Raw genomic sequence first — 15,472 nt, 5'->3', positions numbered from 1 at the left:
TACATTGTATAGGAAAAGAGGGAGAAATTCTATAAATATCATGAAGAAATAAAAGGAAAAATGTAAAAAAATAATGAAACTTTTTTCTTACCTATTCCTCGATGGTTTCTTCATTTTTAGTTGTATCCGTTTGTTTTTTTATTGTTTGTATCGTAGTACTGTTCGCCATTTCACCACGATTTTTCTTTAGGTCAAAATAGGCTTTAAATACTTCATCTGCTATAACAAGATTAGGTGAAAAATTCTTATCTGTAACAGACCACGGAACGACAACAGAAATGGCCACCTCAGGATTATCATAGGGTGCATAACCAGCAAACGTCAGGTTCCAAAGCATCGGATGACCTGCTTTTGGTCCGTCATATTGTGCTTGTGCTGTACCTGTTTTCCCGGCAATTTTAAATTGCTTATTTTTAATCATTCCATAACCTGTTCCTAATGGTTCATTAACGACAGAAATTAGTCCTTGCTGTACACGTTCAATCCATTCTGTTTTCATGTCTAGTTTATTTAATATCTTCGGACTAATTTCCTGTATAATTGGACCCAATTCACTCATATGCTCCCCTGGTTCACGAATTTCCTTAGCAAGATGTGGCTGAATCCGATACCCTCCATTAGCAATAGTAGAAATGTATTGTACAAGCTGGAGAGGTGTATAGGTATCATATTGTCCAATGGCAAAGTCTAATACCTTCCCTGGTTCATCAGGTATTGCTCCTCCGTAGCCAATCTGTTCTCCAGGCAAATCAATTCCCGTTTTGACACCTAACCCAAATTGCGCAAAATTATGACGGAACTTTTTTAATGCTTCTACTTTATCAATATAAAGAGGTCCATTCGGGATGTAGGTTTGTTGTCCCCCTATTTTCATCGCTGTTAAAAACATATAGACATTTGACGATCTTTTTAATGCGTAAAGATCATTTATTTGACCAAATCCACTCGTATTCCATGAACTTTTTTTCTTCGTATCTTTAAAGTATAAAGGGCGATCCTCCAGATAGGTGTTAGGAGCAATTGCACCTGTTTGATAACCGGTTAACACCGTAGCAGCCTTGACAGTGGAACCCATCGAATAAGATGTGATCATATTTCCTAATGCAAAATCAACCATTTGGTTATTACCTGTCTTATCTGCCTCCAATAACTTCCCACCCAAAGCTAGTATTTCACCCGTATTAGGATTCATAACAGTCACAAAAGCCCGATCTAAGTATGGTTGACTTGCGGTCTTATGTTTCATAATTTCTCGAGAAATAATTTCCTCTACTTTTTGCTGAAGCTCCATATCTACTGAAAGAACAAGATCATTCCCTCTTTTTCCTTCCCGTAGGACATTTGATTCAATCACATTTCCTTGTTTATTCGTTACATTATTAATTTTTTCTTTTTGTCCTCTCAATATCTCTTCATATTGATATTCTAAATAGCTTTTACCGACACGATCATTGCGACTATAGCCAATGGCTTCATAATAGTTTGCTAATTCACGAGGTAACCCCTCTTTAGAGGTTGTTATTTTTCCTAGTACTGATGCGAGTGGTGCATATCCATTTTCTTGTTTATAAGTATTATAACGATCCCAATCTGTCATCGTATTGACACCGGGAAGTACATCTAAATTCTCCGCAATGATAGCCATTTCTTCTTTCGTTACATTTTTATTTTTAATAATTTGTGGCGATAATGGGTAACCACTCATCATTTCTCGATATATAGCAAGCACTTCCAGCTCTTTTTCAGTGAAAGACTGGATTTCCTTTTTGGTAATTCTTTTAAGAATTAATTGATATATTTCCTTATCATATTCGTTTTTATCGAGTTTTTTCTTCTTTAACATTGCTTCATCTAAAGGTGAAACCTTTGCTTGTGCCTCTTTAGGATGTTTTAAAATCCAGAAGTCTTTTCGATCCCTCTCCGTTATGGCTTTTATATCTTCTTCAGACTTTTTATTGATCATCCTAGCCAATTTTTTAGCAATTTCTAGTATTTGTTCGGTTTCAATTGATTGTGGTCTAGTATAAGTGATGGCATTAAGAGGTTGATTCCCAACGATCAAATATCCATTTCGATCAATAATCTGACCCCGAGGGACTGGTATCGAAATGATTACATCTTGTGTTTTCTTAATCTCATTTTTGTATGTGTCCCCATAAACAATTTGAACAATACCTAAACGAAAGATCAACAAAGAAAATAATAGAAAAACAATAAAAAAAAGGATATTCATTCTAATAGGAATATAAACTCTTTTTTTCTTACTCATTTTTTCACCACTTTCTCTTAATCCCTTTCTTATATTGTAAAAGAAAAAACGGTGAAATAGTATTAAAATTTAGAAATATCTAAACAAAAAAGATGTCACCATAAATCATGGGACATCTTTTTAATCTAAGTCATAGATTGAAATTTTACTCTTCTTAAAAAATAAAACACACATAAGTATCCTGCACCTAAAATCATCAATAGAAATGGTATGCTTTTATCTTGATTAAAAAATGTTATAGCTCCAATAAATGCTAGGATGGAGACAATTCTACCGAGATTTAAAAAGAGTTCTCGCACAACGATATATTCAATTCTCGCTTCTGCCGCCTTCCAGCCTTTCCCTATTACATCATATGTCATCGAAATGTATGGGACTAGAACGATCGGATAGGCGATGGCAATAACAGCTGCATAAATCAATAGTCTAACGTAACTGAAATCAAATACAATAATATAAATTGCTCCATATAAAAGAATTCCTCCTAATAGAATCGCTTTTTTTCGAAACTTATTTTTAATAAATTTCGGAACAATTGAATAGGCAATAAAGGAAATTCCTGAATTTATTAATCCAAAAGTTCCTAAAGCGAATTCGCTTCCTGTTGACACAAAAACAAAAACGGATATGATGAAAGCGAATGTTCCATCTCGTAGGCCTTGAAAAAAATGAGCAGTGGTAATTAGCCGCCAATTCTCATCATTTTTTCTTTGACTCAAAACACGAGCTAATAAATAACTTCCATGAGCAGGACGCCTTTTAATAAAGAAGCTCAAAACTACAGCTAGTGCAAAAAGAGTAAGAGATAGACCAAACACAATCGTGTAACCAAGATTTGAAACAAATCTCGAAATGATATAACCTGCTAATATTGGACCTATCATGCCTCCTCCAGAGCTCAAAGTTCCTAAAAAACCGTTGAAAAAATCTCTTGTCTCTGGCTCAGTGATTTCAAATGTTAGGACATTAAAGGCTAACCAATAAAAGCCATAACCAATTCCTAACAGACCTCCTAAAACGATTAAATATCTTGATGCATGGTCACCAAAAAGCAGTACCGAAATATAAAAAAGGGCCAGAAAAATCACACCAATTCTTAGTACGATGACTCTGTCTATTTTTTTCGCCCACCGCCCAGCAAGAATAAATGTAAGAGGTTGAAAAATAACAACTGATAAATTATAAACTGCTAAATCAATAAATTCACCTGATTGTTTCCATAAGTAAATGTTTACAAAAGTATTTGAAAGTGCCACACTGAGTGAATATATACCACCAATAAATAACAATAAAGAAAGATCTTTTGTTAATTCAACTTCACCTAACCATTTTCGAAATATCATAAAAAACTCCCCTTTTTCATCCTTTATAGCTTTTGAAAAAGGGGGGACATTATACATATTTTTACGAAGGCACTTTTTTAACTTTATTATTTTTCACAATTTCTTTGTTAATCAACAAAAAGTGGTTGAACAATCTTTTTTAGATAAAATAATAAAAGCACCGGAAAACCGGTGCTTTAGTTATTTTATTACTTTGCAGCTGAATATAATTTAGCTACTTCATCCCAATTTACTACATTCCAAAATGCTTTAATGTAATCAGGACGGCGATTTTGATAATTTAAGTAATAAGCATGTTCCCATACATCCAAGCCTAAAATTGGTGTTTTACCTTCCATAATTGGGTTGTCTTGGTTTGGCGTACTTGTTACTTCTAATTCACCATTATTTACAACTAACCAAGCCCAGCCTGAACCAAAACGTCCAGCAGCTGCTGTTGCAAATTCTTCTTTAAATTTGTCAAGGCTGCCGAATTTTTTATTAATCGCTTCAGCCAACTCACCAGTTGGTTCTCCTCCACCATTTGGAGATAAAAGCTTCCAGAATAATGAGTGGTTTGCATGTCCGCCACCATTATTACGTACAGCTGTACGTTTAGCTTCAGGAACTGCATCTAGGTTTGCGATTACTTCTTCTACTGATTTGTTTAGAAGTTCATCATTTCCTTCAAGCGCAGCGTTTAAGTTTGTAACATATGTGTTATGATGTTTTGTGTGATGAATATTCATAGTTTCCTTATCAATATGTGGCTCAAGAGCGTCATATGCATAAGGTAATTGTGGTAATTCAAATGCCATGGTAAATTCCTCCCTATGTAAAGTGATTGAATCAAATGATTCATTAATTTCAACTTAAGATTACCAAAGTTAGTAGGTGTTGGGCAAATATATTGCCTATTTTTTTAGAAAAAATTTCCCTGACATAGAAACTTCCTTAATAATTCACAATTTGAAATGACATTTAGTAAAAAAAAATCTAAAATGATAAATAGTTGTACAAATCTAGAATAGTGTATAAATGAAGGAAGTGATGTTTAATGACGATTATCCAACGTTTTGTTAAAAGCTTATATTCACCAAAGGATATTGCCAAATATCGTTTTCTTGGAATCGGAAGGACGATATTATATGTATTTTTACTAACGCTACTTTCAACAATTCCCAGTCTTTATCATCTATCAAAAATGTCTATTCAAGCATTAAACGAAGGAAAGCAAATTTTTATGGACGAATTACCTCCGTTTATCATTGAAAACGGTGAATTAACTTCAAATGAAAGAAAACCGATCATTATCAAAAAGGATGGCTTCGATATTATCTTTGATTCAACTGGACAGACCACGGAAAATGATGTTAGAAATCATGGAAATGCGATTGCTTTATTAAAAGATGAATTTTTTGTTGTTAATAATCAAACAGGTCAAAATTTCTCTTATTCTACTTTTCAAGATAAGAAAATGGAAAACAAAGATATCGATAAATTTTTAACATCCATTCATGGGGTTCTATGGATTGTGCTACCAATCATTTTTGTTTTTCTATATTTATTTACTGCTGCATTAGGATTTATAAAAGTATCTATTTTTGCAGGCATTGGGGTTCTAATCGCTCAAGCTCTTAATCGTAAACTTCAATACCGTCAAAGCTGGCGGCTTGCTGCACATAGTATTACCTTGCCAACTGTATTTTTCTTTTTAATGGATGCGATAAAAACAGTTGTTCCTGGTGGACTTTTTATCAACTGGATCGTTTGTTTCATAATGCTCTATCTAAGCATTCGTGAAATACCACAACCAAAAATTAAAGCATGACAAAAAAACTGGCTTAAATGGTGAGCATCAATATTAGCTCTAAAAAAAGCCAGTTTTTTTGTCATATTTCTTCGGGACTAGCATATATATTCTAAAAAAGGAGGCGCTAGTCTTGAAAAAAATTCTCGCATTCGTCGCAGTAATTATTGTTATTTACAGTATCTATATTGATTTAAATTTTGGTACTATTCCAGCTATCTCACATGCTTCCGAAGTAAAGGAAAATACTAAACCGTCTACTGCAAAAAAATCCTCTTCTTATAAAGAAATAATCATTAAGCCTGGAGATACTGTCCTATCCGTCGTTGAAGGAGTTAACAAAATCCCGCTTTCGGTGTCTATCGACAAAGTCATAAATGATTTCATCCAATTGAACAACGGAATACAGCCAGAAGAAATTCAAATTGGTCAAATATATAAGATACCTTTGTACTGAAATAAATAATCTAGCTTCAATTCCTTGTCAATAATAGCGAAATACTGATACAATACAAATGGTTATAACTAATTATAATTGTTTTTAATATAAAGGAGCGAATTACCCTTGGGTGAAATTACACATCGTTCAAAAACTCGTCCCGTTAAGGTTGGGAACCTAACGATCGGGGGCAGCAATGAACTTTTTATTCAAAGCATGACGACGACAAAAACACATGATGTGGAAGCGACAGTAGCTCAAATTAAACGTTTAGAAGAAGCTGGCTGTCAAATTGTACGCGTCGCTTGTCCAGATGAAAGAGCAGCAAACGCCATTCCGGAAATTAAAAAAAGAATTAATATCCCATTAGTGGCAGATATACATTTTGATTACCGCTTAGCCTTAAAGGCCATTGAAGGCGGAGTGGATAAAATTCGTATTAACCCAGGTAATATTGGAAAAAGAGAAAAAGTAGAAGCTGTGGTTAATGCTGCAAAAGAAAAAGGTATTCCTATTCGTATCGGTGTCAATGCTGGTAGCTTAGAAAGACATATTTTACAAAAATACGGATATCCGACAGCAGATGGTATGGTTGAAAGTGCATTACACCATATTAAAATTCTAGAAGATCTTGATTTTCATGATATTATCGTTTCAATGAAAGCATCTGATGTTAACCTTGCAATCGAAGCATACGAAAAGGCTGCTCGTGCATTTGATTATCCTTTACATCTTGGTATTACTGAATCTGGAACATTATTTTCCGGTACTGTTAAAAGTGCTGCAGGTTTAGGAGCTATTTTAAGTAAAGGAATCGGTAATACACTTCGTATTTCACTTAGTGCCGATCCTGTTGAAGAAATAAAAGTAGCTAGAGAACTACTTAAATCTTTCGGATTAGCATCGAACGCAGCAACGTTAATTTCATGCCCAACATGTGGCAGAATTGAAATTGATTTAATCAGTATTGCTAATGAGGTTGAAGAATACATTTCAACGATTAAAGCACCTATTAAGGTTTCTGTATTAGGCTGTGCTGTAAATGGTCCTGGAGAGGCACGTGAAGCTGATATAGGTATTGCAGGTGCACGTGGTGAAGGTCTTTTATTCCGGAAAGGCCAAATCGTCCGTAAGGTACCTGAAGAAACAATGGTTGAAGAATTAAAAAAAGAAATCGACCAAATTGCTGAAGAATATTATCAAAAACAAAAAAATGAACAAAAAGCATAAGAAAAGTGCGGAATTGATCCGCACTTTTTCTTTTTGGCTCCTACATTCAAGCGATCCATTATTTTAATTTTTCTAAATCACTAGCCTATTTAAAAAAATGGTTGAACAAAAATTCCAAGGATAAGTGAAACAACACCAATTCCGATACTCCATGCACCTAAAGCTCTTGCTCCCCTTCTTCTTGCAACAAAGCCAAGTATAGTTCCAGCGGCCCCAAGTACTATCGGTAAAAAAAATAGGGATAGAACAGATAACGCTAATGCTGACCAGCCAATGACTTTTCCACTAACATGAGCATGTTCATGATCCTTGTCTTCACTTACATCATTTCCACGATCACGATTAAACGAAACCGGTGCAGCAACTTCTGCAGCCGTTTCCTCATGATAGTCATGATTTTCCTTGTCTTCCATACGTTCCTTATGAAAACTATCTTCTAGCTTGTCATAACGTGTTTCATCATTCATAATATCCCTCACTTTCTAATAGTAAGTGCAGGAGCATTATTATTGTGTGCTATTCTTATTTTTTCATGACAACAATCTTTTCCAGTACCAAATCATATTACAACGATAAAATCCTATTTATGTTCACTTTTTTAATAAATATGTTACACTTTTTAATGTTACATATTCGATACTATTTGAAACTGCTAAAGGAGTTATAAAAATGATAAAAAAAAGATTTGGAATTGATATTGATGGAACCGTCACCCATCCTGATTCCTTAATTCCCTATATAAATGATAAATATCACTTAAAGTTAACTTTAGAGGATATTACTGAATATGAATTAACCAATGTTATAAATATACCACCAAAGGAATTTTACGAATGGTTTACTGAATCTGAACCAATCATTTATTCTGAGTCACCACTTGCAATCGGAGCAAAGGAAGTTTTAACGAAATGGAAAGAGCAATTCCAATTGTTCTTTATAAGTGCAAGAAGCTCCCATTTATTAGATGTGACTGAAAAATGGTTTAATAAGAATGATTTACATTACCACCATATTGAACTGATTGGATCCCATCATAAGATAGAGACAGCAAAAAAATATGAAGTAGATCTCTTTATGGAGGATAAGCATGATAATGCGGTAATGATTCACGAAGAGCTTGGCATTCCAGTTATTTTATTTGATACACCTTATAATAGAGACCCTATTCCTGAAGGTGTCATAAGAGTGAAGAACTGGTATGAGGCAGAAAAATGGGTAGAAGCCTGGATTAAGAATCAACAGTAAAAAAATCAAAAAAATCATAAGGTTTATTCCTTATGATTTTTTTATCCACTTATTTTTATACATTCAGGACATTTACCGTATATCTCGAACTTATGTCCTGAAACATTATAACCAACTAAATCCTCATCTAATACTGCCATTGGACATGTTTGAATTTCTTTTGTTTTTCCACAGTCAAGACATATAAAATGATGATGATGTTCTCTTGTTGCACAACTAAACCTAAAATTTTTCTCACCTGACAATTCAGTTGCTTCTAGAATTCCAAGATCCACGAATAAGGATAAATTACGGTAAATTGTATCAAAGCTTAATCCCGGATAATCGTCCTTCATATATTCAAGAACATCTTTTGCCGTCAAATACCTATTATTTGAAGCAAATAACTCAAGCATTTGCTCTCTTTTACCTGTATGTTTAAATCCCTTATCTTTTAGTTTTTGTATTGCACTTGTCACTTGCATGGTTTACACCTCTTTTAAAGATGCTATTCATTTAAGAATGATTTCGATTTATTCTTCTTCTATAAGTATACATGAGAAAATATAATATGTAAATTTATCAACTTGATTCATACCACTATGGTGGCAACTATGTGGATTTTTGATAAAAAATAGCATTTCTATGAACATTTATAATGTCCCCTTCATATGTATCAATGAGGGGTGATGCACAGATGAAATTACTACAAAATGTAATTAATTACAAAATCAACATGATAACAGGTGATGAATTATTAAAATACGCCAAACAATTTAATGTTCAATTATCAAAGAGTAATGCACATAAAATCGCTGCCTATTTACGTGGAAAACAAGTTAATATTTTTGATGATGCAGAACGAACAAAACTTATTAAAGCAGTAGCAAAAATAACTGGACCTGAAACGGCAAAAGAAATTAATCGTATTTTTATCCAATTCACAAAATAAAAAACATTGAGGGAATTATCCCCTCAATGTTTTTTATTCATTTACTATATCAGTCAGTAAATTTTCATTGAATTGCTTATTTCTTAGCATTGCAATTTCTTGCTTATATGGTGCTTTTTTATTATTTTTATCTTCACCAACAAATGGAGTTTCTAAAATTTTAGGAATATCAGCTAACTGAGGGTGATGAACAATATAATTTAATGCATCAAATCCAATATGTCCAAAGCCGATGTTTTCATGTCGATCTTTTCTGGATCCTGTTACATTTTTACTATCATTGATGTGTAGAACTTTAATGCGTTCAAGCCCAATTAAACGATCGAACTCATCTAATACCCCATCAAAATTATTAATTATATCATAACCCGCATCATGTGTATGACATGTATCAAAACAAATTGATAGCTTATCATTATGATGTACCCCATCTATAATTTTAGCTAATTCTTCAAAGGATCGTCCACATTCAGAACCTTTTCCTGCCATCGTTTCTAAAGCGATTTGAACACTTTGATCAGTTGTAAGAACTTCATTTAAACCTTTGATTATCTGCTCAATTCCCTTATCTGCTCTTTCCCCTACATGTGCGCCTGGGTGAAGAACAATTTGTTTTGCTCCGATCGCTTCTGTTCTTTCAATTTCTGTTCCTAAAAAATTCACCCCAAGTTCAAACGTTGCTGGGTTTACCGTATTACCGATATTAATAATATAAGGTGCATGAACAATGATTTCCTCAATACCATTTTCTTTCATATGAGCAAGCCCTGCTTCAATATTTAGATCTTCTATCTTTTTTCTTCTCGTATTTTGAGGGGCTCCTGTATAGATCATGAACGTATTAGCACCATATGAGACAGCCTCTTCACTTGCCCCAAGCAACATTTTCTTTCCACTCATTGATACATGTGATCCAAGTTTTAGCATTTCTCCTCACTCCATATCATTGACTTATTTTATTTACGTTTTTGTAGTTTTCTTTCTCTCTTTTTCATATTTTCAACCTGTTGATTAATTTTCTTTTTGTACCCAGGCTTTACTTTTCTTGGTTTTTTCATCATATTTCTTGCTTTTTCTTCTATTTCATCTACCTGTTTTTTACGGTTTTTTCTTTTATTACGTTCAGCGATTGAAACCCACTCGCCTTTTTGTAAATCTTTATAGCTAAAGACGATACCCATTTTTTCTAACTTATTTAAAGCATCTTCATCTGAAGGCTGATAGATTGTAGTAGCAATTCCGGAATAGCCAGCTCTTGCAGTCCTTCCAGCTCGATGAATATAAAAATCTAAATCCTGGGGTAATTCATAATTAATAACATGACTTACCCCTTCTATATCAATTCCACGGGCTGCTAAATCCGTCGCAACAATATACTGAAATTCAAGATTTCGAATTTGCTTCATCATTTTTGTTCTTTCACGAGGAGATAAATCTCCATGAATTCTTCCAACTTTTAAGCCTTTTTCAAGAAGATTATCTGCTACCTCGTCAGCCATTGATTTTGTATTTGTAAAAACAATTGCTAAATATGGGTTATATGAAATTAACATATCAAACAATAAGTCAATTTTCTCTCTACTACGCAAAGGTACTAGATTGTGCTCAATATTTTGTGCAGAAATATGTGTAGGCTGGACATGTTCATATTTCGGATTCTCCATATATTTCTTTAAAAATGGTTTTAATTTTTCAGGGATTGTAGCTGAAAAAACAAGCATTTGTAAATTTTGAGGCATTTTCCCAGCAATTTGATCCACCTCATACAAAAATCCCATATCTAACATGATATCTGCTTCATCGACAACAAGAATTCTTGATGTATGAAGCAATAAAGCCTGTTCTTTCATTAAATCATGAATACGTCCAGGTGTTCCAACAACAATTTGAGGTTGTTTTTTTAATTTTTCAATTGTTCGTTGTTTGTCTGTTCCACCAATAAAACATTTACTCATGATGGTTTGTTCCGTTTGATACTTAGTTATTTTGATGATTTCTTGATAAATCTGATTGGCTAATTCACGTGTTGGTGCGGTGATAACAGCTTGTACCTCTTGTAATTCAGGATCAACCATTTCAAGGATAGGTAATAAATAGGCATGGGTTTTTCCTGTTCCTGTTTGAGACTGTCCTACCGCACTTTCCCCTCTAAGGATAGTAGGAATCATTTTTTGTTGTATTTCTGTAGGCTCATAAAAACCAAGATTATTTATCGCCTCTTCAATATATGTCTTAAACTTAAATGTTGAAAATTTATTTTGTTTCACAATGACACTCCTTTTTGTAAGGACATTTACCGATCAATTTATGATTTTTAGTCCATTTTGTTATTATAATCGACAATAGTTAAAACTTCCACTCCTACAAAAAGTTAACCCTTAAAATTAGGTAATTAATATAAATTTATCATTTGATGGATAACAGACATCAAATGAAGACGTTTTTTTCATATTTGCATATTGTAATATAGAAGGATAATGAGTAGAAAGGAGGAAAAAAATGCCACCTAGAGGATTTCCCCCAATGAATGGACCGATGCAAGGATTTCCAAGTCCCTTTAGATCTATGCCGCGGACCCCAATGATCCCCCAAGGTAGAATGTTTCAAGCACCAATGCAAGCCATGGGAAGACCTTCCCTCTTTGGAGGTGCACCGCCGTCAATAGGGAGTAGTGCGAGTAGAGCTGGTGGTGGTCTAATTTCAAGATTATTCCAACGGGCTGGAACAGGGCAAGCTGGCAATGTGGCCAATGCAGCTGCTGGGTTTCAACGTGCAACTGGTGGAGGTGGTTCTTTACTTGGAAACTTAGGCAATATTGCTAATCCAGGAAAAATTGGTTCATTTTTAAATAATACACAAAATGTGATTAGAACGGCTCAACAAATTGGGCCGATGGTACAACAATACGGTCCATTAGTTAAAAATCTTCCTGCGATGTGGAGAATGTATAAAGGTTTAAAAAGCGTAGGTTCAGATGATGATTCAGACGAAAATGTAGACACTGAAAATCAAGAAGTTGAAGTGGAAAGTGAAAGTAATAATAAAAGCGAAAATAACCAATCCAAAAAAGGCAATACCTCCAAAAAAACATCTTCTAAAAATTCAAAGATGACTAAGAAGGCAGATGATATTGATCTCGAAATAGAATCCGAATCCACCGAAACAAATAAAAAAGGTCAATCAGTCCCTAAACTTTATATTTAAATTTTATGTATGAATTCCGTTAGGTGAGTATGTTACTACCTAACGTTTTTTCTTTTCTTTGTAAAATATAAGGATTTTTTATATAATAGGAATGATGCAATGCTTAAAGGAAAAACCTTTAGTTGGGAGGATGAAATATGGAGGTATTAAAAATCTCTCCACGTGGTTATTGCTATGGTGTTGTTGATGCTATGGTAATCGCGCGTAATGCCGCTTTAGATAAAACATTACCACGCCCAATCTATATACTGGGTATGATTGTTCATAATAAACATGTTACTGATGCGTTTGCTGAAGAAGGGATTATTACTCTTGATGGAAAAAATCGTAGAGAAATCCTTGAAAAGGTGGACAAAGGTACTGTAATTTTTACTGCCCACGGAGTTTCACCCGAGGTTAGAGAATTAGCAAAAAATAAAGGACTTGTTACAATTGATGCTACTTGTCCAGATGTAACGAAGACACATGATCTGATTCGTGAAAAAAAAGCTGAAGGTTTTGATGTTATATATATCGGAAAAAAAGGACATCCCGAGCCTGAGGGAGCGTTTGGTGTAGCTCCTGACATTGTACATCTAGTTGAAACGATTGAGGATGTAGAACAGCTAAACATAGCAAATAAAAAAGTTATTGTCACAAATCAAACAACAATGAGTCAATGGGATGTTATGGATATTATGGACAAAGTGAAAGAAAAATATCCGTATGTTGAGCAACACAAAGAAATCTGCCTTGCTACTCAAGTTAGACAAGAAGCGGTGGCTCAACAAGCTGGAGAAGCGGATGTTCTTATTGTTGTTGGTGATCCTAAAAGTAATAACTCGAATCGTCTTGCGCAAGTATCAGAACAAATTGCACATACTAAAGCCTATCGGATTGCCGATATCTCTGAAATTGAAATTGACTGGATTAAAGATGCCAAAAAAGTTGCAGTAACAGCTGGAGCCTCAACTCCAACACCAATTGTTCGGGAAGTTATTACTTTTCTTGATCAATTTGATCCAGAAAACGAAGAAACCTGGAAACATGAAAAACAAGTTCCACTTCATAAAATTCTACCGAAAGTAAAAAAATTAGCTACAAAAAAATAAAATCCCCTCAGGGATTTTATTTTTTTTGTATAAACTAGAATAGATTAATAAAGACTCTAAATAAAAGTAAAAGGATCAGTATGGATCTTTGATGCAATAAACTTCACATCGAACCCTTTTTCCTTACTCATTTTAGAAAGTTGCTCGGCAACACCTGTTTTCATTACCTTTTCGACATTATGACCCGGATCAACAATATTTAGTCCAATACTCATCGCATCATGTGCATTATGATAGTAAAAGTCACCTGTAACAAAAACATCGGCTCCTTTAAACTTCGCTTTAGAAAAATACTTATTACCATCCCCGCCTAAAACGGCAACTTTCTTAATGCGATCTTGTAAGTCGCCAACCACCCTGACGAAATCGACATCTAATGATTGCTTCACATGTTCTGCAAATTGCTTCAGCGTCATTTCTTCTTGTAATTCACCTATCCGTCCTAACCCTAACAACTCACCTTGGTTTTCAAGTGGATAAATATCAAATGCGACCTCCTCATATGGGTGGGATTGCAGCATAGCATTTATCACTTTTTTTTCTAATTTAGCGGAAAAAATGGTTTCTATACGTACTTCTTTTACCTCTTCAAGTGTTCCTGCTTTACCAATGTACGGTTTGGTCTGCTCATCAGGTAAAAATCTCCCTGTCCCTTGAGCACTAAATGTACAATGGCTATAATGACCAATAGCTCCAGCTCCAGCAGCACCAAGCGCATTCCTCACTGCCTCTTCATGATCAATCGGTACATAGACAACTAATTTTTTCAATTTTTCTTCATATGTAGGATCTAATATTTCAGTATGCTGTAAACCAAGGGCCTTTGCTAACAAATCATTTACGCCACCCTTGGCCACATCTAAATTTGTATGCGCAGCATAAACAGCAATATCATGTTTAATAAGTTTTTCAATAATTTTACCTTGTGACTGCTCTGTTAAAACATTTTTTAATGGCCGAAAGATGATTGGATGATGTGCAATAATCAATTGAACATTATTTTGAATGGCTTCATCAACTACCTCTTCCAATACATCTAGAGCAATCATAATAGTTTGAACTGGCTTATTTAAACGCCCAATTTGAAGGCCAATAGGATCACCTTCCATCGCATACTTTTTAGGAGAAAACTGTTCAAATAGCTGTATAATTTCATGCCCGTTTACTTTCTTCATGTTAATACCTCCTCAACCAAAGATATATTTTTCTCTATGGCTAGTTTTTTTTCAATTATTTTCTCTTGATTTTCTGCAAGATTCATTCGATCCAAAATTATTCTCCATTGCTTTAATTCATCCGACCATTTTTTAATAAAGACAACGCTTTTTTCCTTCATCAAAAACGGTCCTAATAATAATTCTGCATCTGTTAAATGACTTACCTCCGCAAGTTCATTATTTTCAGCAACAATAATTTCATAAATTTTTTCATCTTCCTCTAAAATTTCCTCAGCAATGATTACCCAATTATTTTGTACGCACCAATTTCGAATATGATTAGCTCCAATATTTGGTTGAAGAATTAATCTCTTTACACCTAACAAACGGTCCTTACCATTTTCTAGTATAGATGCAATTAATGGTCCACCCATTCCAGCAATCGTAATACAATCCACCTCATTAGGTTGGAGGACCTCTAAACCATCACCTTTACGGACAGAGATACTACTTTCATACCCACATTCCATGACCTGTTGTTTTGCTGTTTGGTATGGTCCCTCTACTACTTCACCTGCAATTGCGTATTTTGCTAGACCCTTTTTAATCGCATAGCACGGTAGATACGCATGATCTGAACCAATATCTGCAAAAGTTGAATTTTTTAATAGATATTGACTAACCATTTCTAAACGTTTTGAAAGTTTTTCACTATTCATGTTTTCACCACTTTATTTTAAACTAGGACCTAACATCCACATAAACATATTCTAT

16 protein-coding genes are annotated in these 15,472 nt (G+C 34.2%); 7 read left to right on the top strand and 9 right to left on the bottom strand.

Annotation, left to right across the window (positions count from 1 at the left end; translation table 11 throughout):
- Nucleotides 1-91: 91 nt before the first annotated feature.
- The 3 genes from MHI39_RS09605 to sodA form a co-directional block, all read right to left on the bottom strand.
- Nucleotides 92-2,269 carry a penicillin-binding protein 2 gene (locus MHI39_RS09605; RefSeq protein ID WP_342541170.1) on the bottom strand — a complete coding sequence of 726 codons (2,178 nt, stop codon included), beginning with the start codon at nt 2,267-2,269 and terminating at the stop codon, nt 92-94.
- Between the two features lie 125 nt (nt 2,270-2,394).
- Nucleotides 2,395-3,612: an MFS transporter gene (locus tag MHI39_RS09600; protein ID WP_342541169.1), complete on the bottom strand. Its 1,218-nt coding sequence runs from the start codon at nt 3,610-3,612 to the stop codon at nt 2,395-2,397.
- Nucleotides 3,613-3,800: 188 nt separating this feature from the next.
- Nucleotides 3,801-4,409 carry a superoxide dismutase SodA gene (gene sodA / locus MHI39_RS09595; RefSeq protein ID WP_212943292.1) on the bottom strand — a complete coding sequence of 203 codons (609 nt, stop codon included), beginning with the start codon at nt 4,407-4,409 and terminating at the stop codon, nt 3,801-3,803.
- Nucleotides 4,410-4,648: 239 nt separating this feature from the next.
- On the opposite strand from sodA, the gene MHI39_RS09590 reads away from it, so the two are divergent.
- The 3 genes from MHI39_RS09590 (at nt 4,649) to ispG (ending at nt 7,070) form a co-directional block, all read left to right on the top strand.
- On the top strand, nt 4,649-5,422 hold the full coding sequence (locus MHI39_RS09590) for a DUF1189 domain-containing protein (protein ID WP_342541168.1): 774 nt from the start codon (nt 4,649-4,651) through the stop codon (nt 5,420-5,422).
- A gap of 112 nt (nt 5,423-5,534) precedes the next feature.
- A complete protein-coding gene (locus tag MHI39_RS09585; protein ID WP_342541167.1) occupies nt 5,535-5,858 on the top strand; it encodes a hypothetical protein in 324 nt (107 codons plus the stop codon).
- Nucleotides 5,859-5,975: 117 nt separating this feature from the next.
- Nucleotides 5,976-7,070, top strand: a complete 1,095-nt coding sequence (gene ispG, locus MHI39_RS09580) for a flavodoxin-dependent (E)-4-hydroxy-3-methylbut-2-enyl-diphosphate synthase (RefSeq protein ID WP_139254887.1) — start codon at nt 5,976-5,978, stop codon at nt 7,068-7,070.
- An 89-nt stretch (nt 7,071-7,159) separates the two neighbouring features.
- Here the strand turns inward: ispG and MHI39_RS09575 are convergent, their stop codons facing one another.
- Nucleotides 7,160-7,537, bottom strand: a complete 378-nt coding sequence (locus tag MHI39_RS09575) for a DUF4190 domain-containing protein (RefSeq protein ID WP_058002165.1) — start codon at nt 7,535-7,537, stop codon at nt 7,160-7,162.
- Nucleotides 7,538-7,739: 202 nt separating this feature from the next.
- Here MHI39_RS09575 and MHI39_RS09570 point away from each other — a divergent pair, with 202 nt between their 5' ends.
- Nucleotides 7,740-8,315, top strand: a complete 576-nt coding sequence (locus tag MHI39_RS09570) for a hypothetical protein (protein ID WP_058002164.1) — start codon at nt 7,740-7,742, stop codon at nt 8,313-8,315.
- A 41-nt stretch (nt 8,316-8,356) separates the two neighbouring features.
- On the opposite strand, the gene MHI39_RS09565 is transcribed toward MHI39_RS09570, so the two are convergent.
- Nucleotides 8,357-8,779 (bottom strand): Fur family transcriptional regulator, encoded by a 423-nt coding sequence (locus MHI39_RS09565; RefSeq protein WP_280615886.1) that lies wholly within the window; start codon nt 8,777-8,779, stop codon nt 8,357-8,359.
- 212 nt (nt 8,780-8,991) lie between these two features.
- On the opposite strand from MHI39_RS09565, the gene MHI39_RS09560 reads away from it, so the two are divergent.
- Nucleotides 8,992-9,246, top strand: coding sequence for a DUF2624 domain-containing protein (locus tag MHI39_RS09560; protein WP_058002162.1), 255 nt, complete (start codon nt 8,992-8,994; stop codon nt 9,244-9,246).
- Nucleotides 9,247-9,279: 33 nt separating this feature from the next.
- Here MHI39_RS09560 and MHI39_RS09555 read toward each other — a convergent pair whose 3' ends face one another.
- Nucleotides 9,280-10,173, bottom strand: coding sequence for a deoxyribonuclease IV (locus tag MHI39_RS09555; RefSeq protein WP_342541166.1), 894 nt, complete (start codon nt 10,171-10,173; stop codon nt 9,280-9,282).
- Nucleotides 10,174-10,202: 29 nt separating this feature from the next.
- Nucleotides 10,203-11,513, bottom strand: a complete 1,311-nt coding sequence (locus tag MHI39_RS09550) for a DEAD/DEAH box helicase (RefSeq protein ID WP_280615889.1) — start codon at nt 11,511-11,513, stop codon at nt 10,203-10,205.
- Nucleotides 11,514-11,745: 232 nt separating this feature from the next.
- Here MHI39_RS09550 and vrrA point away from each other — a divergent pair, with 232 nt between their 5' ends.
- Both vrrA and MHI39_RS09540 read left to right on the top strand, forming a co-directional pair.
- Entirely contained in the window at nt 11,746-12,450 is a 705-nt protein-coding gene (vrrA, locus tag MHI39_RS09545; protein ID WP_342541165.1) for a VrrA/YqfQ family protein, read from the top strand.
- A 137-nt stretch (nt 12,451-12,587) separates the two neighbouring features.
- Nucleotides 12,588-13,541: a 4-hydroxy-3-methylbut-2-enyl diphosphate reductase gene (locus tag MHI39_RS09540; protein ID WP_280615891.1), complete on the top strand. Its 954-nt coding sequence runs from the start codon at nt 12,588-12,590 to the stop codon at nt 13,539-13,541.
- A gap of 56 nt (nt 13,542-13,597) precedes the next feature.
- On the opposite strand, the gene MHI39_RS09535 is transcribed toward MHI39_RS09540, so the two are convergent.
- Entirely contained in the window at nt 13,598-14,716 is a 1,119-nt protein-coding gene (locus MHI39_RS09535) for a Nif3-like dinuclear metal center hexameric protein (protein WP_342541163.1), read from the bottom strand.
- Nucleotides 14,713-15,417, bottom strand: a complete 705-nt coding sequence (locus MHI39_RS09530; protein WP_342541162.1) for a tRNA (adenine(22)-N(1))-methyltransferase TrmK — start codon at nt 15,415-15,417, stop codon at nt 14,713-14,715. Before MHI39_RS09530 ends, MHI39_RS09535 begins: the two co-directional genes overlap by 4 nt.
- Nucleotides 15,418-15,472: the final 55 nt, after the last annotated feature.

Origin of the sequence: Heyndrickxia sp. FSL K6-6286, from assembly GCF_038630395.1 — a bacterium.
In the GTDB taxonomy this organism is placed as follows: domain Bacteria; phylum Bacillota; class Bacilli; order Bacillales; family Bacillaceae_C; genus Heyndrickxia; species Heyndrickxia oleronia.
The sequence above is the reverse complement of the archived record's forward strand: the minus strand, read 5'-3'. Positions and strand labels throughout refer to the sequence as shown.